Annotated in this window: 13 protein-coding genes; 6 read left to right on the forward strand and 7 right to left on the reverse strand. The window is 69.5% G+C overall.

What is annotated here, in order from left to right; translation table 11 throughout:
• Positions 1-170: 170 nt before the first annotated feature.
• On the reverse strand, positions 171-746 hold the full coding sequence (locus tag ABZ824_RS28175; RefSeq protein ID WP_356966527.1) for an FKBP-type peptidyl-prolyl cis-trans isomerase: 576 nt from the start codon (positions 744-746) through the stop codon (positions 171-173).
• Positions 747-954: 208 nt separating this feature from the next.
• Between ABZ824_RS28175 and ABZ824_RS28180 the strand changes: the two genes are divergently transcribed.
• The 5 genes from ABZ824_RS28180 to ABZ824_RS28200 all read left to right on the forward strand — a co-directional run bounded on the left by ABZ824_RS28180 (position 955) and on the right by ABZ824_RS28200 (position 7,018).
• Entirely contained in the window at positions 955-3,423 is a 2,469-nt protein-coding gene (locus ABZ824_RS28180; RefSeq protein ID WP_356966529.1) for a phosphoketolase family protein, read from the forward strand.
• A gap of 38 nt (positions 3,424-3,461) precedes the next feature.
• Entirely contained in the window at positions 3,462-4,082 is a 621-nt protein-coding gene (locus tag ABZ824_RS28185) for a TetR/AcrR family transcriptional regulator (protein WP_356966531.1), read from the forward strand.
• Positions 4,083-4,263: 181 nt separating this feature from the next.
• Entirely contained in the window at positions 4,264-5,013 is a 750-nt protein-coding gene (locus ABZ824_RS28190) for a DUF6008 family protein (protein WP_356966532.1), read from the forward strand.
• 938 nt (positions 5,014-5,951) lie between these two features.
• Positions 5,952-6,326, forward strand: a complete 375-nt coding sequence (locus ABZ824_RS28195; RefSeq protein ID WP_356966534.1) for a hypothetical protein — start codon at positions 5,952-5,954, stop codon at positions 6,324-6,326.
• A 149-nt stretch (positions 6,327-6,475) separates the two neighbouring features.
• On the forward strand, positions 6,476-7,018 hold the full coding sequence (locus tag ABZ824_RS28200; RefSeq protein ID WP_355072227.1) for a hypothetical protein: 543 nt from the start codon (positions 6,476-6,478) through the stop codon (positions 7,016-7,018).
• 46 nt (positions 7,019-7,064) lie between these two features.
• Here ABZ824_RS28200 and ABZ824_RS28205 read toward each other — a convergent pair whose 3' ends face one another.
• From ABZ824_RS28205 to ABZ824_RS28220, 4 genes are all read right to left on the reverse strand, one after another.
• Entirely contained in the window at positions 7,065-9,617 is a 2,553-nt protein-coding gene (locus ABZ824_RS28205) for a hypothetical protein (protein ID WP_355072225.1), read from the reverse strand.
• Positions 9,618-9,724: 107 nt separating this feature from the next.
• Positions 9,725-12,253 carry an AAA family ATPase gene (locus ABZ824_RS28210; RefSeq protein ID WP_356966536.1) on the reverse strand — a complete coding sequence of 843 codons (2,529 nt, stop codon included), beginning with the start codon at positions 12,251-12,253 and terminating at the stop codon, positions 9,725-9,727.
• A gap of 115 nt (positions 12,254-12,368) precedes the next feature.
• Complete coding sequence (locus ABZ824_RS28215; RefSeq protein ID WP_355072221.1) at positions 12,369-12,944, reverse strand: dihydrofolate reductase family protein; 576 nt, start codon at positions 12,942-12,944, stop codon at positions 12,369-12,371.
• A 241-nt stretch (positions 12,945-13,185) separates the two neighbouring features.
• Positions 13,186-13,920 (reverse strand): MerR family transcriptional regulator, encoded by a 735-nt coding sequence (locus tag ABZ824_RS28220; RefSeq protein WP_355072219.1) that lies wholly within the window; start codon positions 13,918-13,920, stop codon positions 13,186-13,188.
• 204 nt (positions 13,921-14,124) lie between these two features.
• Between ABZ824_RS28220 and ABZ824_RS28225 the strand changes: the two genes are divergently transcribed.
• A complete protein-coding gene (locus tag ABZ824_RS28225; protein WP_356966539.1) occupies positions 14,125-14,481 on the forward strand; it encodes a DUF1707 domain-containing protein in 357 nt (118 codons plus the stop codon).
• A gap of 6 nt (positions 14,482-14,487) precedes the next feature.
• On the opposite strand, the gene ABZ824_RS28230 is transcribed toward ABZ824_RS28225, so the two are convergent.
• Together ABZ824_RS28230 and ABZ824_RS28235 are read right to left on the reverse strand one after the other, a co-directional pair.
• Positions 14,488-16,731 (reverse strand): tetratricopeptide repeat protein, encoded by a 2,244-nt coding sequence (locus ABZ824_RS28230; RefSeq protein ID WP_355072215.1) that lies wholly within the window; start codon positions 16,729-16,731, stop codon positions 14,488-14,490.
• A 318-nt stretch (positions 16,732-17,049) separates the two neighbouring features.
• Entirely contained in the window at positions 17,050-18,582 is a 1,533-nt protein-coding gene (locus ABZ824_RS28235; RefSeq protein ID WP_356966541.1) for an amino acid permease, read from the reverse strand.
• Between the last annotated feature and the right edge of the window lie 56 nt (positions 18,583-18,638).

Consider the following 18,638-nt stretch of genomic DNA (forward strand, 5'->3'; position numbering starts at 1 on the left):
CCCTACGCCGGCTGCCGCATTCCCCCACCGGCGCCGATCCGAACCGGAGTCCCGGCCTCGGCCGAGACGACGAGGGGTGCGGCGTACGCCACGCATCCCGACCAGGTTAGTTGACCGGCCGAGCGGACCTGCATCCGGCGGTGCCCCGGCGGGCGACGCGAGCGGCCGGGCTACTTCCCCACCGAGACCGCGTCGGTGACGAAGACCAGCGTCTCGTACGGGGCGATGCCACGCCCGCCCGCGCCGTAGCCCAGCTCCGGCGGCACGATCAGCAAGCGGCGCGCGCCCTCCTTGACGCCGACGAGTCCCTGATCCCAGCCGGGGATGACCTGTCCCCCGCCGAGGGTGAGCTGGAACGGCTTGCCGCGCTGGAACGAGCTGTCCAGCGTCTTCTTGTCCGACCAGGTGACCAGCGCGTAATTCATGGTCAGCTGCTGGCCGGGCGCGGCGCCGGGCCCGCTGCCCTCCTTCAGATCCTTGACGATCAGCTGCTTGGGCGGGTCGCAGTTGTCGGGGAGGGCGATCTTCGGCGCGGCGCCGAAATCTCCGGTGACGCGGATGTCGTCGGCGGTGCACTCGCGGCCCTTGCTCTGGGTAGCCGGGCGCTGCGCGGAAGGCCCCGCCGCCGCGGTGGTCCGCGTCGTGGAGACGGCGGGAGCGGACTCGTCGTCCGAGCCGCAGGCCGCCAGCACGATGGTGGTCGCGGCGACGGCGCCGATACCGATGATCCTGCCGAGAATGTGCATGCCGCGGACCCTAGACCACGAACGGGCCCCGGGTGGGACGAGCTTCCCGCGACACGCTCGGACCGCCGCGCGGCCCGCTGCGGCTAGGCTGGCGGTGAATTCTCCATCCGGCGTTGTCGATTCCGATCGGCAACCTTCGCAGGACCGCGACGGCGGCCGGTCGTGGCGCCGCCGTCCCCGATGCCATGAGCGTGAGGAGAGTCGGCACATGACCCACATGGCGAGTGCGGGTGGCGATACTTCGGCGGACAACGTCGGCAGCACCGGCGGCCGGACCGTCGCACCGCGTCCCTACCGGCTGGCGGACGTGCCGGGCCCACTGGCACGCAACGAGCTGACGGCGATCGACGCGTGGTGGCGCGCCGCGAACTATCTCGCAGTCGGCCAGATCTACCTGACGGCTAATCCGCTGCTGCGCGAACCGCTGCGCGCCGAGCACGTCAAACCCAGGCTGCTCGGGCACTTCGGCACGGTGCCCGGCCTGAATCTCGTGTGGGTGCATGCCAATCGCGCGATCCGGCAACGCGGCCTGAACGCCGTCTTCGTCGCGGGCCCCGGGCACGGCGGTCCGGGCCCGAACGCGTGCGGCTGGCTGGAGGGGACGTACTCCGAGGTCTACAGCCACATTCCGCAGGACGCCGCGGGCATGGGCGCGCTGTTCCGCCAGTTCTCCTTTCCCGGCGGGGTGCCGAGTCACTGCGCACCGGAGACGCCGGGCTCCTTCCACGAGGGCGGCGAACTCGGCTATTCGCTGCTGCACGCGTTCGGCGCCGCCCTGGACAACCCCGATCTCACCGTGTTCTGCGTGGTCGGCGACGGCGAGGCGGAAACGGGTCCGCTGGCCACGAGCTGGCATGCGAACAAGTTCCTCAATCCGGCGCGCGACGGCGCGGTGCTGCCGATCCTGGCGCTGAACGAGTACAAGATCGCCAATCCGACCATCCTGGCGCGCATCCCGGAGCCGGAGTTGCTGTCGCTGCTGCGTGGCTACGGCTACGAGCCGATCGTCGTCGCCGGCGACGATCCCGCGGCCGTCCACCAGGCGATGGCCACGGCGGTGGACACGAGCATGGAACGCATCGGGCGGATCCAGGGCGCCGCACGCGACGGCGCCGATGGGGCACGGCCCAGCTGGCCGATGATCGTGCTGCGCACACCCAAGGGCTGGACCTGTCCGCCGGTGGTGGACGGCGACCAGGTCGAGGGCACCTTCCGCGCGCACCAGGTGCCGTTGCCGGGCGCGCGCACCGACGCGGACCACCGCGCGGTGCTGGAACAGTGGCTGCGCTCCTACCGTCCGGAGGAACTGTTCGACGACGACGGCAAGCCGGTGCCGGAGCTGACCGCTCAGGTACCCGTCGGGGAACGGCGGATGAGCGCCAACCCGGTCGCCAACGGCGGTACGCTGCTGCGCGACCTGTACCTGCCGGACTGGCGCGACTTCGGCGTCGAGGTCACCGCGCCGGGCGCGACCCGGCACGAGGCCACCAGGGTGCTCGGTGGCTGGCTGCGTGAGGTCACCAGGCACAATCCGGACAACTTCCTCACCTTCGCGCCGGACGAACTGGCCAGCAACCGCTTGCAGGACATCCTCGAGGTCACCGGCCGCAACTGGCAGGCGGAGATCGACCGCCGCGACCAGAAACTCGACCGCGGCGGCCGGGTGATCGAGGTGCTGTCCGAACACATGTGCCAGGGACTGCTCGAGGGCTATCTGCTGACCGGCAGGCACGGCGTGTTCACCTGCTACGAGGCGTTCATCCACATCGTGGACGCCATGTTCAACCAGCACGCCAAATGGCTCGACGCCAGTTCGGCGGTGCCGTGGCGGCGTCCGATCCCCAGCCTGAACTACCTGTTGTCCTCGCACGTGTGGCGCCAGGACCACAACGGCTTCACCCACCAGGACCCCGGATTCCTGGACGTGGTGCTGAACAAGAAGGCCTCGATCGTGCGGGTGTACCTGCCGCCGGACGCGAACACGCTGCTGTCCACCTACGACCACTGCCTGCGCTCCCGCCACTACGTGAACGTGGTGGTCGCGGGCAAGCAGCCGCAGGCCGATTGGTTGTCGGTGACCGAGGCCGCCGAGCACTGCGCACGCGGGATCGGCATCTGGCCGTGGGCTGGCCACGGCGACGAGGTGGGCACCATGCCGGACGTGGTGCTCGCCTGCGCGGGCGACATACCGACGCTGGAGACCCTCGCCGCGGCCGCGATCCTGCGCGAACGTCTGCCCGACCTGCGCGTCCGGGTGGTGAACGTAGTCGACCTGATGCGGCTGCAAACGCAGGACGAGCACCCGCACGGCCTGCCGGACAGTGAGTTCGACACGCTCTTCACCCAGGACCGGCCGGTGATCTTCGCTTTCCACGGCTACCCGTGGCTGATCCACCGGCTGACCTATCGGCGCACCAACCACGACGAACTGCACGTGCGCGGCTATCGGGAGCGCGGCACCACGACCACGCCGTTCGACATGGTGATGCTGAACGATCTGGACCGCTACCACTTGGTGATGGACGTGATCGATCGGGTGCCGTCCCTGCGCGAGCGGGCCGCGGGGCTGCGGCAAGAGATGGTCGACGCGCGGTGGACGGCCCGTGCGTGGACCAGGGAACACGGCGAGGACCTCCCCGAGGTCGCCGACTGGAACTGGCCTTACCAGCGGAACTGAGCCCCACGAACCCGGCGGCAGAAAGTACGATCGACCGTATGGAAAGTGGTCAGCGAACCGCCGAGATCACCGACAAGCGCCTGTTGCGCGGTGCGAAGACGCGTGCCACGGTGCTGCGGCATGCGGTCGACATCGCCTCGCTCGACGGATTGGACGGCCTGAGTTTCGGCAGGCTGGCCGAAGACACCGGTCTGAGCAAGGCCGGAATCCAGACCCTCTTCCGCACCAAGGAAGCACTCCAACTGGCCACCATCGATCACGCACGCGACCGCTTCGTGGAAGCGGTCGTCGAACCCGCACGGTCCGCGCCGCACGGCGTCGCCCGTCTGCGGGCCTTGGTGGAGCACTGGATGGTCTATGCCACGACGCCGCTGTTCGCGGGCGGATGCTTCCGCGTCGCGACCATGGCCGAGCACGACAGCAAGCCGGGCCCGGTGCGCGACGCCCTGCTCCGCGATCAGGGAGTGTGGGTTCGGCTGCTGGCGCGGGAGCTGCGCGCGGCGGCGTCCGCCGGTGAGATCCCTGAACTGGACGCCGATCTGGTCGCCTTCCAGATCGATGCGGTGCTCTGCGCGACGAATACCGCGCTGCGGATCGGTGATCCAGAGGCCGCCGACCGCGCCCACCGCATCGTCGAAGGCTTTCTGCGACCATCGTGAACTCGCACTATACGCGTTGAGTATGACTCGAATCGAATTGTCGCAGATACCAGGACATTCGGAAATCTCGGACACGAGCCCCACGACCTTGTATCTTGCGAACAACGCGTTCCGCGCGTTTCCTAAGCAACTCCCCCCATCCGTCGCCGTTGCCGGAGGGCGCGCAGAAGGGCGGTTCCCCATGAACCACACAGCCGAGGCGACCGGGTTCGAAATCCTAGGTGCGATCTTGATGGTGGCCTGGATGGTCGTCATGTGGGCGGCCGTCGGCGTGCTCGCCATCGCGATGCGCAAACCGTTGCGACCATGGATGTTCCGCACCGCGCTCGGTGTGATCGCGTTGGGCGTCATCGCCCAGATAGGTCACTTCCAGGAGCACGTGGCACAGGTCGGATACTGGGTCCAGCACCCGAACTCACCGGCGTGGATGACGCCGTGGGGCACCGGCTTGGCCAAGGGATTCGGCCAGGTCAACCATATGAAGCCGTCGCTCGGGATGGAAATCTTGCACTTGGTCGGCAATTTCCACTTCCTCGCCGGACTGGTCGGTGTCGCACTGGTCACCCACCACGCCCTGGAGAGCAAGGCGCGCAAGTGGGGCCGCATGGGCGTACTGATGCAGGGCATCCACGGACTCGAGCATCTCGCGCTCACCCTGACGGTCGCCTTCGGCACCAAAGCGATCGGCCTGTCGACCTTCTTCGGCCTGCTCGACCCGGGAGCCGGTGCGTCGACCTACCGCATCTGGTGGCATTTCCTGGCCAACGTGATCGGCACGAGCATCTTCGCGATGGCGCTGTACTACCTGTGGCAGGAGCGCGCCGTGATCGAAGCCCCGTTCCGCAACCCCGCCGCCGCGAAGCCGAGCCGCGCGCCCGCGGCGGCCACGGGTTCAGGGGCCCCGGCATACGCGGCGGTCACCGAGGCCTGATCCAGCAACCCTAAAAGGGCGTCTGCCATCGCGGCAGGCGCCCTTTTCGTGTATGTGCGAAGGGCTTTCCGTCGCAGCCCGTTCATCAGCCCACAGCGGCGAGCCGCGCGGCACTGCCGCTGCCCTTCATTCGCCCCCGCATCCCGCGCGCATGCCGACTCCACCTCCGCGGTCAGCACGGCCCTGGCGTGGTGAGTGCAACGAAGACACAGCACCCGTACCCCGGCCGGTCGTGCTACCCACGTCACTTTCGGCGAGAGCGCCGCATCACTGCCGCGCCCCCTACCCGGCCCGCCGGAAGGCCGCACCGTCCCGAAAAAGCATCGCGTCGAGCAAGTTTCGCAAAGCCCCCGGGTTACGGGCGGTCGGCATCACCCCTGGTCAAGACGCCGACCCAGGCCGGAAACTCCGCAATTCTTCCCAAGTATGGGAAAGCACTCGACAAGATATCGACCCGTCGATTAATGTGACGTTATCCAACGGCACGATAGATAGGGACCCGCCGATCGGACCACACCGGGCCGATCTCCGATCCCGAGGTGGCGAGATGAACGGACGCGAACGATGACCGGCATCACGCCGCACCAGCGACGGACACAGACCTGGCTCGTCCGCCCGCTGATCGTGAGCGCGATAGCGGCCACGCCGGAAACCCCGGCGCCGGCCGAAGCGCTGGCCGGGCCCGACGCGATCGTCGCGGCACCGCGCCCCGCAGACCCGGGCCGCCACGGAGACGACAGGCCGGGCTCTTCCCATCCCGACAACCGGGACCGAGCCGACCGGCACCGGCCCGCGGACCAGACGTCCGCGACGGATGCCGCCCCGATCCCTTCCCCGCCCCCACCTCGCGCGGCAACCCCGACCATCGACGTTCGCCGCACCGCCGCCGCTCGAACCGTGTCGCCGCGCACGGCTCGAATTCCGAACGGAGACTTACGATGACCGCCACGACCCACTCCGCCGCACGGCGACTGCTCGCCTGTACCGCGATCGTCGGCATCCTCACCGCCGGCGCCGTCGGCATCGCGGGCGCCGAGTCGCACTCGGGCCCCTCCGACCCGCGCAACGGCACCGGCGACACCAACGGCTGGCACCAGATCGACCCGATGGGCTACAACCACCGCGACAACGACCCGCTCCGCGCGGACGAGCACGACGACGCCATCCGCGACTACCACCAGCGCCAGAGCACCCCTGCGCCGGCCGACACCACCACGGGCAACAATTCCGTCAGCCCCAGCTGGTCGCGCGTCGCCCGCCCGGACGGCAGCGGCTACACCGTCTGCCGCCCGCAGGCCCGCTGGTGCCAGTGATCGCCGGACCGGCTCACTCACTCGCACCCACAATCTTCCGCGACGTCCTTCTGGACTGATCGTACCGCTGTCTAGCGGCACATTACTTGAAGTATCACCAATCCCGGAAATCCACTCCGGCCGGGATAGCGCACGAAAGAGAAACACCAATGATCAACATTAACGGGCTTCGCCGGACGACCGCGTGTAACGACAAGCGCGGCACGGCACGGACGCTCACCCTGCTGGCGGCGGCAGCGGTGGCGGCGGGCGGCCTGAGCCTCGGCGCGGGCACCGCCGAGGCTCAGGGCGCTGCCTGCCTCTGGGCCGGTGGCGCCTACGGCCAGGGCACCACCGTCGTCGCGGGGGGCTCGACCTTCACCTGCGGCACCGATGGGGTCGGCGCGCCCTACTGGCACCGCGGACACAATGTGCGGCAGGCCAGCACCGTGCCCAACCCGGGCGCCTACACCCACCCCGCGGGCCTGTTCAGCCCCGGCGCCCGCCAGTACGGCACGGAATACAACGACTACTGCGTCGGAAGCCAGCTCATCGAGGGTTCCGAGGACGTCTACCAGGTCGTCTCGGACGGACGCGGCTCCGTGTGGTGGAAGGCCGCGGGATCGATCGACCAGTGGGCCTTCGATCCCGGCACCGGGCCGCAGCATTCCTGGCGGTCGTCGAGCCTGTGCTACGACGGCTCCCTGACCTGACCCCTGACCGACCTTCTTACCGGCACGCCCGTGACCGCCGCCGCGGTTACGGGCGTGTTCGCGTTCGCGCGGGCCTTCGCTCCGATTCCAGCCGAATCCGCTCCTCGAGGTGATCCGGCACGTGCCAGCTGATGTCGGCCCTGGTAGCCGCCATCAGCTTTCTGCGTACGGTCGCCACCTGTGCATCGACCGTCCGGATCGAGCTGCCCCTGCGCGCGGCGATGGCGCTGTTGGCCCAGCCCGCGGCGGCCAGCACGGCGACCTCGCGTTCCGCGGGCGTCAACTCGTCCCAGCGCGAGGCCGTCGACCTGGCCTGCGACCGCCGCGCAGGCAGCAGCCGATCGGCGGGCAACCTGCCCAGCAGCAGTAATTGCAGTTCGTCGCGTTCGGGACGCAGGCGGGCGCCGCGCTGAACCGCCGCTTCGTGCGCCTCAGCGCCGAGGACCGCGGTGACCGCCGCGACCGCCTGAGCGGTGCCCCTGGCGACCAGGGTCACCCGGTCGGCGACGATGCCCATGGAGCGGTGCAGCGTAGCGATCCCACCTTGCAGATGGGCGATCTCGGTGGCGGCGGCGATCGCTTCGGCGCTGTCGGTGTCCCCCGCCTCGATCCGGGCGGACAGCAGGTAGGTCAGCGCCATCATCATGAAATGCGCGACCCAGCCCGCCGTCCAGGTGTCCCCCGTGATCAGCAGGCGTTCCAGGGTGGACCGCCCGAGCGTGACCGCCTCTCGCGGATCGCCGTGCCGGGACACCGCGATCATCCAGGCCAGCTCCGCCCATGAGGTCGCCCAGCCCGCGTCGGAAGCGACGGCCCGGTCCAGATGCCTGCGCGCGGCCCCGAGCGCGACGTCCGCGTCACCGAGGTTCGCGTACGTGAGCGCCTCGAACAATTCGCTGCGCTGCTCTCCGGCCCGGTCGCCCAAGGTGGCGAATTTCCTGCGCGCCCTGGCCAGCACGTCCACCGCCCGGATGTCGAGATGGATCAGCAGCAGTTCGAGTCCCCAGGTGAACTCCACCGCGGCGGGCAGGCCGACATCGGTCGCCGTCGTCTCCCGCCAGCCGCGCCGAAGTTCCGCGTCGGACAGGCACTCCGCGGCGCATTCGTCCAACAACTGCGCGGTATAGGCGTGTCTGCCCTGCCAGATGGCGATCCAGCCCACCAGCGCGGTCGCGTTGATCCGCAGCCGGGTCGGCGGCGGCTCCACCTGCGCGGTGACTTCCAGCGCCTGTTCGGTCAGGCTGGTGATGGCGCGGTTGGACCCGGTGATGAACGGCACGCGCAACGCCATCAGCGTCGCGGCGGTCTCCAGCCCGACCACGGCCTCCTCCGGATCGGCGAGACTGGTCTCGACGGCGATGAGGATGTTGTCCCAGGCCGCCCGGGCCCAGGCGATCCACTCCTGCTCCCGCGGGCCGTACCAGGTGGCCGGGCCCGCGGCCACGCGGTCGCGATAGTGCCGCCGATGCCGGGCGAACAGCCGCGCCTCGTCCAGGTGATCGCCGCGGGCCGACAGCCGGTCGCGCACGAACACCCGAACGCTTTCCAACAGGTAGTAGCGCACCGTCGAGGTGGTGATACGGGCCGACAGCAGCGAGCGTTCCACCAGGCGCTCGAGCAGCCCCTCGATTCGCTCCGCGGGCAACGTCGCGTCCGCGCACACCGCGACGATCGCGTCCACGTCGGCCCCGCCGCACGGCGTCTCGTCGTCCTCGGCGTCGCAACCGGTGGCGAACACGGACAAGCGGTCCAGCAGCAACTGCTCCGACGCGGTACACAGGCCGTAGGACCAGGCGATCACGTCACGCACGCTGCGGTGCCGTTCGCCGATGCCGCCCCTGGCCCCGTGCGTCCACTGCAGGCGGCGATCGTCGGTGTCACCGGACAACTCGCGCAACAGGATCGCCGGTGGCCGGTGCAGCAGCCGCGCCGCGGCCAGGCGGATGAACAGCGGGTTGTTGTCGACGTGCCCGCAGATGCGGGTGGCGATGGCGAGCTGGCCCGGATCCTCGGAGATCGGCCGTCCGGTGCGCTCGGCTCGCCGCCGGAACAGTTCGAGGGCGTGCACGCTGGACAGCGGAGGCACGGCCACCAGCTGCTCGTCGATCCAGCCGATCGGCTCCCGGCTGGTCGCGACGATGGTCAAGCCGGGGGCCGCCTGGAGCAGTCCGATGATCAGCGGGCCGACTCCGGCCAGCACGTGTTCGCAGTTGTCCAGCACCAGGATGGTCCGGTGCGTCTCGCCATCGGCGAGACCGTCGGCGAAGATCTCCACCAAACCGTCCCAGGCGGAGCGGCCCGCGATGCCGTTCTTCGCGACGGACAGCAGCACCTCCTCGGCGACCGCCCCGGTCTCCGCGCCGGGCACCAGCCGGGCCAGGCGCGTCCAATACACCGGGTGCCGCGCCGCGCCGCGATAGCGCCGTACGGCTTCCACCGCCAACGTCGTCTTGCCGATGCCGCCAGGCCCGACCAGGGTGATCAACCGGGCGCTGGACGAGCTCAGCAGGGCTTCTATCCGCCGCAGTTCGGCATGCCTGCCCACGAACTCGACGGGCGCGGCGGGACCGTTGTCACCACCGCTGTTCACCTCCGACATGCCGACGCACCTACCGATCCAGACAATCACCGCTCGAGCAGCCTAATGGGCGCGGCCGGGGGAAGGGTTTCGCACGCCTCCGGCCCGGTCGCCGGGGAGGCAGTGGTCTATCGATCCCGGCTCCCCCCTCGACGGCGCCGGCTGGGCCGCCGCTCGGATTCGTAGCGCACCCGATCGGCGAGTTCATCGGGGATGTGGGCGGCGATGTCGGCGCGCGAGGCGATCTCCAGCTTCTGCCGGATGGCGGCGACCTGCGCGTCGACCGTGCGGATGGAGCTGCGCCGCCGCCCGGCGATGGCGCTGTTGGGCCAGCCGGCCGCCGCGAAGACGGCGACATCGCGCTCGGCGTCCGACAGATCGTTCCAGCGGGAAGCGGGCCGCCGCGACACCGGCCGGGAGGCCGCCGGGCGATCCGGGCGCCGGGAGGCCGGGACCGGATCCGCAATGGAACACCACAGTGCGTCCAGTTCGGGCCGCAGTCGCGTTCTGCGCTCGGCGGCGGCATAGGCCCGGTCGCCGAGCACCGCGCGGGCGGCCTCCGCCGCGCCGCGGAGTTCGGCGGCGATCAACGGAACGCGTTCGACGGAGATGCCCATCGAACGCTGCCGCGTCTTGAAACTGCCGACCAGATACGCGATCTCCGTCGCGGTGTCGGTGCACTCGGCACGATCGCGGCCCTCGGCGCGCTGCGCGAGCAGGACCTGGGCCAGCGCGACGATGTGCGCGCCCACCGCCCAGCTCGCCGTCCAAGTGTCCTGCTCACCGCGGTGCCGAGTGAGCACACCATGGGTCAGCGTCAGCGCCTCGGCGGCGGACCCGTGCTTGGCCAGCGCCACCGCGCGCGCGATCTCGGCCCAGGCTCGCGACAACGTCGAGCCCGACGATGCCGACCGCGCCAGGAACCGCGCGGTGTGCTCCAGCGCCTGCGTCCGGTCGCCGACGAGAGCGGCGCAGAACACCACGAACACGTCACTGCGCTCCGCGCCGATGCGATCGCCCTGTTCGGCGAACTTGTGGCGGGCCCGGGTGAGGACGGTGATCGCGCGCCGGTCGCCGCGCACGAGCATCAGTTCGAGGCCCCACATCCACTCGACCGGCGCGGGCAGCCCGAAATCTGTGTCGGTGTATCGCGGGCCCGCATCCGACGGCAGGGCGGCGCGGTCGGCGAGCAGTTGCGGGATGTGATCGGTCCGCCCCTGCCACAGCGAGTTCCAGCCGAGCAGAGCGGTGGCCAGGTCGGCGAGCCCGGAGGTGCCGGGGCCGGAGCCGCGGGTGGCCTCCAGCGCGCGTTCGGTCAACCGGGTCAGCGCGCCGGCGCCGGACTTGACGTACGGCACCTTCATCGAGAGCAGGACGGTGGCGATCTCGAGGGCGACCACGGCTTCGGCCGGGTCCGCCAACCCGGATTCGATGCCGAGCACGATGTCGTTCCACGCCGACCGCGCCCATGCCAGCCAGGTCTGATCCTGCGGACCGAGCCAGAGGGCCTGTCCGGCGACCACCTTGTCCCGCAGATACCGGCGGTGCCGTCCGGCGAGCCGGTCGAGCTCGGCGCGGCCCCGGCGGCACAGCCGCTCCCTGGCGAACACCCGGACGCTGCCCACCAGGTACCAACTGACCGTGGTCGCGGTGAGGTGCGCGGACAACAGCGACTGTTCGGTGAGCCGCTCCAGCAGATGTTCGATCTCACCGGCGGGCAGGTCGTCATCGGCGCATACCGCGATCGCGGCGTCGAGGTCGATGCCCCCGCGCAGCGACTCGTCGTCGGTCTCGTATCCGGCGGCGAAGACCGACAGCCGCTCGAGCAGCAACTGCTCGGAGGCCCCGCACAGCGCGAACGACCACGCGATCACGTCGTAGACGCCGCGGTGGCGCCGCTCGGCGCCCGCACGTGCTCCGTGGGTCCAGTGCAACCGCTTGTCATCCGCGTCGCCGGTGAGTTCGTGCAGCACCATGATCGGCGGTTGATGCCGCAGGCGCGCCGCGGCAAGTCGGATGAACAGCGGGTTGTGGTCGACCCGGCGGCAGATCCGCGCGGCAACGGCCGTCGCCTCGCGCTCGTCCGGGATCGCGCGTCCGATGAGTTCGGCCCGCTGCCGGAACAATTCGAGCGACTGCCGCGGCGACAGCGGCGGTACGGGCAGGATGTACTCGTCGGCCCAGCCGATCGGTTCGCGGCTGGTGGCCAGGATGGTCAGTCCCGGTGTGCCTTCCAGCAACTCGGCGATCATCGCCGCCACCGCGCCGAGCAGGTGTTCGCAGTTGTCCAGGACGAGCACGGCGCGCTCGGTGCGACGGTCTCCGCTGGTGAAGGTGCGCACCAGCGCGTCGCGGGCCGGCGGCGAACCGGCATCGGCGCACACGGCCGACTGCATCACGTCCTGCGCGGTGGCGGTGCTGTCGGCCTCCAGCCCGGCCAATCGCGCCCAGTACACCGGCCTGCCCCGCACGCGGGCGCAACGGCGTAGGGCCTCCGCGGCTAATCGGGTTTTGCCGATCCCGCCCGGGCCGACCAGGGTGATCAGGCGGGCGCCGCCGTCCAGCAGCGTGCCCAGCCGGTCCAATTCCGTTTCCCGGCCGACGAATTCACTGGTGGATGCAGGCAGCACGTCGCCACGTGCCTGAACCAGGGACATAAAACGAAAGTTAGCCGACGACGCGGCAAAGCGCTCGACAATCAGAGGTTACGTCGACGGTGAAGCCGTCCGCTCGCGCGGTCGCCGGTCCGGTACGCGCTTCCCGCGCCGGTTCCTACCTGGCGGAGGCCATCTGCTGGTAGTGCATCTGGACCACCGCGCTGTCGAAGGTCATCACGTCCACCAGCTGCAAGCCCGACACCACCGCGGGCGTCGGGAACAGCGGAATCCCGCCACCGAGCAGGATGGGATGCACGAACAACCGGTACTCGTCGATCAGGTCGTGCTTCATGAACGCCGACGCCGTCTCCGCGCCGCCGAACAGGACCATGTCGCATCCCGGCTGCGCGCGCAACGCCGTGACCTCCTCGACGAGGTCCTCCCTGACCACGCGGGTGTTCCACCCCGCGCAGGCCATGGTGCGCGAGAAGACCAGTTTCGGCGTCTCTTTCCAGCACCGCGCGAAGTCCACGTAGAACTCCGAGATCGCCGGATCCACGTCGGCGGTCGGCCAGAACGACGCCATGATCTCGTAGGTCTTGCGGCCGTAGAGGAACAAGTCGGCCGAGCGCAATTCGTCCAGGAACGACTCGCACAGTTCCTCGTCCACCACCGGCCAGTGGACCTCCTGATCCGGCCCTTCCGCGAAGCCGTCGAGCGACATCTGCATCCACAGTGTCACGCTTCCCATGTGCCCACACCCATCTGCTGCCCTTGTGCGACATTCAGATTGTCGGGGGGAGCGACACTTCGGCGCATCGGTAGGTTGCCCGCAGACATACCTAAGTAGGGGATGTCAGGCGACTCGGCGCCGCGATCGCGCGCCGGATGGTGCCAATATACCGTTGATCAACGGCACGTTACCGCCACGTATCGCCAATGATGGGAATCTGAAACAGAAATTCTTCGGTCGGCGACGCCAGGCGGTCGGATCAGGCTTCCGGCAGCGCCTCGGCCAGCTCGGCGTCCTGGTCGAGATACCTTGCGACGAGCCGGTTCACGAGTTCGGCGGTGGTCTCCGCCGGGACCGGCCTGGTCGCCGCCAGGCGCTGGGCGAGCTCGGCGACCTGCGCCGGACCGCGTTCGGAGTCCTGGAACGACGCCCACGCGGTGCGCCGGAACAGGTCCACGTAGCGGCGGGCGATCCGCTCCGCGTCGGCACGCAGCTTCTCCAACTCGCCGAGGACCTCGTCGGCCGGGATGCCCGCGGCCGCCATCTGGTCGAGGCTCTGGGTCAGACGGCGGTCCGCGATCCGGTAGGTCGCGGCGTCGACGGGCTCGTACAGACCCGCGGCGACGACCCGGGCCAGACCGTTGGGCACGTCGCGATAGCGCTCCGCCAGTTCGGTCGCCGCGATCGTTTCCCCGGCGTCCACGACGAGCGGCTCGGTCGCGCCGGGCTCGCCGACACCGAGAATGTCCCCCAGGTCGTCGCCACGGTCCCAAGCGTTGAGCAATTCCTTGATGCCGTTGAGTTTGATCCCACGATCGAGCAACCTGCTGATGGTGCGCACCCGATTGAGGTGGTCGGCACCGTAGAACCCGGTACGCCCCTTGACCTGCGGGGGCGGCAGCACACCGCGTTCGTGGTAAACGCGCAGGCTGCGCACGGTCGTACCGGCCTCCCGCGCCAGCTCGTCGATCGTGTATTCCACACCCGCAGTCATACCTCAAGGAAACCACATCGCAACACGTGACGACCGCCGGTGCGCGGCCATTGCCGGGACGACCGACCGGTCTCTAGCGACATTTCAGCAAACATCACTGGCGTGCTGCGACGCGGCCTCCCGAGGGCGCGCCCACCAGCCGTTCTTCCCGCCTCTGGAAATCCATCCGACGCCCGGTTCCGCCGCTGCGCCTATCCTTCCGGCATGGGTGAATCCGCGGGTCTTCCGGCCAGTCTCGCCGACCGCGAGCGCGCGATGCGCGAGCTGACCCACCACCTGGGCACCGGACGGTTGAGCCTGGCCGAGTTCGACGAACTCAGCGCGGCCGTCGCGGCCGCGACCAGCAAGAGTCAACTGGCCGAACTGTTCGCCGACCTGCCGGGCAGCACACCGCCCCCGGCCGAGGTCACCCCGGTCAACCCGCTGCCGCGCCTGGTGGTGCTGGCCGGGGCGGCCGTGGTCTTCTCGGTGGTGCTCGCGGTGACCACGGGCAACTGGCTGTGGCTGCTGATGATATTGGCCGCGCCAGCGCTTTTCATGCTCACCGCGCGCACCACCTGAGACCGCTCACCACCTCGACTTCGGCCGCACGTAGTTGGCCAGGTCGACCAGGCGGTAACGGTGCAGCCGGTGCGGGGCGATCCGGGCCAGCGCCCGGAGGCTCGACTCGAGCCCGCGTTGCAGCCCCAGCGGGGTGAACGGGAAACCGAGCAGGGTGGCCTCCGCAGTGGCGGCCTGACCGCCCGCGCGCACCCACTCCAGCGCCGCGCCCACCACGATCACCTGCAGTTGCAGCGCCCGCGGTTCGTCCGGCGCGGCGTCCAGCCGCGCGGCCGCCTCCAGCAGGTCGGCCTCGGTGGTCTCCGGGATCGGTTGCGAGACCAGCAGCAGACACCCGGTCATGCGCGCCACGTTCTGATACCGCGACGCCTCCGGCACCTGATCGAGCACCTCGACGGCTTCCAGCAGGCCGCCGTCGGCGGCGAGCCTGCGGGCCAGGCCGAACGCCGCGCTCACCACGCCGTGATTGGTCCGCCAGACCGTGCGGTAGTACTCCTCGGCGAGCCGATGCCAGTGGTCGCCCGCGGCATCCCCGAGATGCTGGAGGGTGAGCTCGGCGGTGGCCGCCAGCGCCAGCGCGGGGGCGATCTCACCGGGCAGCATGCCGTGCACCAGGTCGAAGTACTCGTAGGCGCGCTCGTACTGCCCGTCCAGCAGGGCGGCGACGGCCGAGTACCACTCGATGCGCCAGTCCGTGCCGTAGTCCGGCCGCAGATCGGCGAGCCGGTCGCAGGCGGGCACCACCTCGCCCAGGTCCAGGTGCGCGCGCACCGCGGTGAGCGTGCCCTCCAGTTCGAACGTCTCCGGCTCCGGGATGGTCCCGGAGACGATCCGGTCGGCGGTGCGGCGCAACGCGTCCAGGGCGTGCCTCGGATCGCCGTGCAGCAGCGTGGACAGCAGATCGGCGCTGGGATCCTCGCTGTCGATCAGCGGCACCGGCAGGGCGGCGACGACGCTCGGCGCGTCCAGCGCGGGCAGGCGATGCCGCCCGTCGGTCATGCCGTCGGTCTGGCCGATCAACGTCTCGATCCCGAAATCGCCGCGCATCGCGCCGAATTCCAGCGACGCCTGCGGATGTTCCTTGCCGGTGTCGTAGGCCAGCACCATCCGCAGCACGCCGGCGAGCTGGCCGTACATCGCGTAGGCGGTCGGGAAGCGGCGCCGCGGATCCGGATCGGTCGCCCGGCACAGCAGCCTGCGCAACGCCGGATATTCCCGCAGCAGCGGCTGATCGTCCGGCGAAGGGACGCCGGGCAGTTGGTGTCCGTCGGCGTTCTTGGGCATGTCCAGCACCAGCGCGGCCAGCGTCCGCCCCACGGTGTAGATGTCCGAGGCGACCGTCGGGCCGGTCTCGGTGATCTCGGGCGCCTGATAGCCCGGGGTGCCGTAGATGCTGCCGTAGGACTCCATCGCGGCCACCGCGCCGAGGTCGATCAGCTTGACCTCGTCCTCGCTGACCATGATGTTGTCGGGCTTGAGATCGTTGTAGGCCAGGCCGAACGAGTGCAGATAGTCCAGCGCGGGCAGGATCTCCATCATGAATGCGATCGCCTCGGACGCCGGAATACGCTCCGGCGCACGCAGATCCAGCATTTTCTTCAGCGAGCGTCCGCCGACGTACTCCATGACGATGTAGCCGTCGGCCACGTCGCGCCCGGAACGGTGCTTGACGAAGTTGTGGATCTTGACGATGCCGGGATAGGCCACCTCGGAGAGGAATTGGCGTTCGGCGAGGGCCACCACGTGCGCCTCGAAGTCGAGCGGGTTCTGCAACCCCTTCAACACCACCCAGCGGTCGCTCACATTGCGATCGATCGCGAGGTAGATCCATCCGAGCCCGCCGTGGGCCAGGCAGCCCTGCACTTCGTACTGGTCGGCGACCATCTCCCCCGGCTGGAGCAGGGGCCGGAAGTTGAACGGCGAAGCGCATCTTCCACATTCGCCTTCTACGGCGCCCGGCCGCGCTTCGGTGGTGCGGCCGACCGGCTGCTGACATTTCCAGCAAAACCGTTTGTGCTCGGGCACTTCCGGGTTCTGCATCACCGCGGTGCGCGGGTCGAGGGGGCTCACCTTGGGCATGGACACCAGGCCGCCGCCCAGTCTGCGCCCGCTCGGCCGCGAGCGCGCGCTGCGCCCGGAACCGGGGTCGGACTCGAGTGCGCCGAGCAACAACTCGGCGGTCCCGATGGTGTGCTCGTCGCCGTCCCGGTCGGCCGGTTCGACGGCGCTCGGAACCGAGTCGACTGCCACGGCACGTGGTTTCTCGACATACCGTGGAGTTGACCACGGATTGGGTGGTAGCGGAGGCACTTCGGTCTTGAGCAGGTGCCGAGTTGCCCAGGGGTGAGCAGTTCGCCGGGGCACGTCGGTACCGCGCATGCGCCGATTCGCCCAAGGGTGCGCAAGTGGACGGTCGGATGCGCTGGGGTGCTCCGGCATACGAACCTCTCAGACCCGCCGTGTGATCGCGGTTTCATTCTGGTCCGTCGCCTGTCGATGCGCGCTGGTTTTGTTCCCGACATTGGGAATAGATCCGCCCCGGACGAACGGCCCGGGGCGGATACTGCCTTACTCTTCGTCGGGCTTGTCGAGGATCACCACCGGATCGCCCGATTCGCGGCGCGGGCGCTCGGCCAGGACCGGGAACTGACCGGTGATGCCCTGGCGGATCTCCGCGATCTGCAGCACCCGCTTTCGGGCGAGGAACCAGCCGCCCACCAGCGCGGGGGCCATGATGACGACCATCGCGATCACCGCACCGCGCTGCACGTGGTCGTCGCTGAAGGCCATCAGCCCGACCACGACGGCGAGGAACACCAGCGTCGCGAAGCTCGTGTACGGCGCGCCGATCAGCCGGAACGACGGACGCTGCGCGCGGCCGGTGCGCGACCAGCGCCACAGCTGCAGCTGGCAGACCACGATAGCGGTCCACGCGAAGATGGTGCCCAGCGCCGACATGTTCAGCACGATCTCGAAGGCCTGATCCGGCACCACCGCGTTCAGGCCGACGCCGATGAGGGCGACCGCGCCGGTGGCGAGGATGCCGACGTAGGGCACGCCGCCACTGGACATCCGCGCCGCGATGGTGGGCGCGCTGCCGTTCATCGACATCGAGCGCAGGATGCGGCCGGTCGAGTAGAGACCGGCGTTCAGGCTGGAGAACGCCGCGGTCAGCACGACCAGGTTCATTACGGAGCCCGCGCCCTCCACGCCGAGCCGCGAGAAGAAGGTGACGAAGGGGCTCTCGCCGTTCTTGAACGCGGTGTAGGGCAGCAGCAGCGCGAGCAGGACCAGCGAACCCACGTAGAACAGCGCGATCCGGGCGATCACCGAGTTGATCGCGCGCGGCATGATCTTCTCCGGGTTCTCCGCCTCACCGGCCGCGGTGCCGACCAGTTCCACTGCGGCGTAGGCGAATACGACACCGGTGGTGACCAGGACCAGCGGGAGGATCCCGCTCGGGAACAGCCCGCCGTGGTCGGCGATCACGCTCGGACCTGTGGTCTGGCCGTCGATCTTGAAGCGGCCCGCGAGGAACACCGTGCCGACGATCAGGAAGGTCACCAGCGCGACCACCTTGATCAGCGCGGCCCAGAACTCGAGCTCGCCGAACCACTTCACCGAGACCAGGTTGATGCTGACCACGATCGCGAGCGAGACCAGGGCGATCGTCCACTGCGGTATCGCCTCGAACGCTCCCCAGTAATGGACATACGTCGCGATGGCGGTGATGTCTACGATCCCGGTCATGCACCAGTGGAAGAAGTACATCCACCCGACCGCGAACGCCAGCTTCTCGCCGTAGAACTCGCGGGCGTAGGAGACGAACGATCCCGAGGAGGGGCGATGCAGCACCAGCTCACCGAGCGCCCGCAGGATGAAGAACACGAACACGCCGCAGATGGCGTACACGAGGAACAGGCCGGGGCCCGCGCTGGCCAGCCGGCCACCCGCGCCGAGGAACAGGCCGGTGCCGATCGCCCCACCGATCGCGATCATCTGCAGCTGACGCGGGCGCAGCGACTTGTGATAGCCCGAGTCCTCGTCTTCGAGCGCGGCAGCCTGCGCGGGCGCATCCGCGGGTGGTCGAACTGTGGTCATGGCGGTGGCCTTTCACGTGACGGCGATCATAACTTCGCTCAATGTACCGTTATGTA

The organism is Nocardia sp. NPDC047038 (assembly GCF_040644075.1).
GTDB classification, from domain to species: Bacteria; Actinomycetota; Actinomycetes; order Mycobacteriales; family Mycobacteriaceae; genus Nocardia; species Nocardia sichangensis.

What these genes read in the sequence shown, in the direction of transcription:
- ABZ824_RS28185 (WP_356966531.1), top strand. Translation starts at nt 3,462, where the DNA reads ATGGAAAGTGGTCAGCGAACCGCCGAGATCACCGACAAGCGCCTGTTG.
- ABZ824_RS28195 (WP_356966534.1), top strand. Translation starts at nt 5,952, where the DNA reads ATGACCGCCACGACCCACTCCGCCGCACGGCGACTGCTCGCCTGTACC.
- ABZ824_RS28210 (WP_356966536.1), bottom strand. Translation starts at nt 12,253, where the DNA reads ATGTCCCTGGTTCAGGCACGTGGCGACGTGCTGCCTGCATCCACCAGT.
- ABZ824_RS28190 (WP_356966532.1), top strand. Translation starts at nt 4,264, where the DNA reads ATGAACCACACAGCCGAGGCGACCGGGTTCGAAATCCTAGGTGCGATC.
- ABZ824_RS28225 (WP_356966539.1), top strand. Translation starts at nt 14,125, where the DNA reads ATGGGTGAATCCGCGGGTCTTCCGGCCAGTCTCGCCGACCGCGAGCGC.
- ABZ824_RS28235 (WP_356966541.1), bottom strand. Translation starts at nt 18,582, where the DNA reads ATGACCACAGTTCGACCACCCGCGGATGCGCCCGCGCAGGCTGCCGCG.
- ABZ824_RS28215 (WP_355072221.1), bottom strand. Translation starts at nt 12,944, where the DNA reads ATGGGAAGCGTGACACTGTGGATGCAGATGTCGCTCGACGGCTTCGCG.
- ABZ824_RS28200 (WP_355072227.1), top strand. Translation starts at nt 6,476, where the DNA reads ATGATCAACATTAACGGGCTTCGCCGGACGACCGCGTGTAACGACAAG.
- ABZ824_RS28175 (WP_356966527.1), bottom strand. Translation starts at nt 746, where the DNA reads ATGCACATTCTCGGCAGGATCATCGGTATCGGCGCCGTCGCCGCGACC.
- ABZ824_RS28205 (WP_355072225.1), bottom strand. Translation starts at nt 9,617, where the DNA reads ATGTCGGAGGTGAACAGCGGTGGTGACAACGGTCCCGCCGCGCCCGTC.
- ABZ824_RS28220 (WP_355072219.1), bottom strand. Translation starts at nt 13,920, where the DNA reads ATGACTGCGGGTGTGGAATACACGATCGACGAGCTGGCGCGGGAGGCC.
- ABZ824_RS28180 (WP_356966529.1), top strand. Translation starts at nt 955, where the DNA reads ATGACCCACATGGCGAGTGCGGGTGGCGATACTTCGGCGGACAACGTC.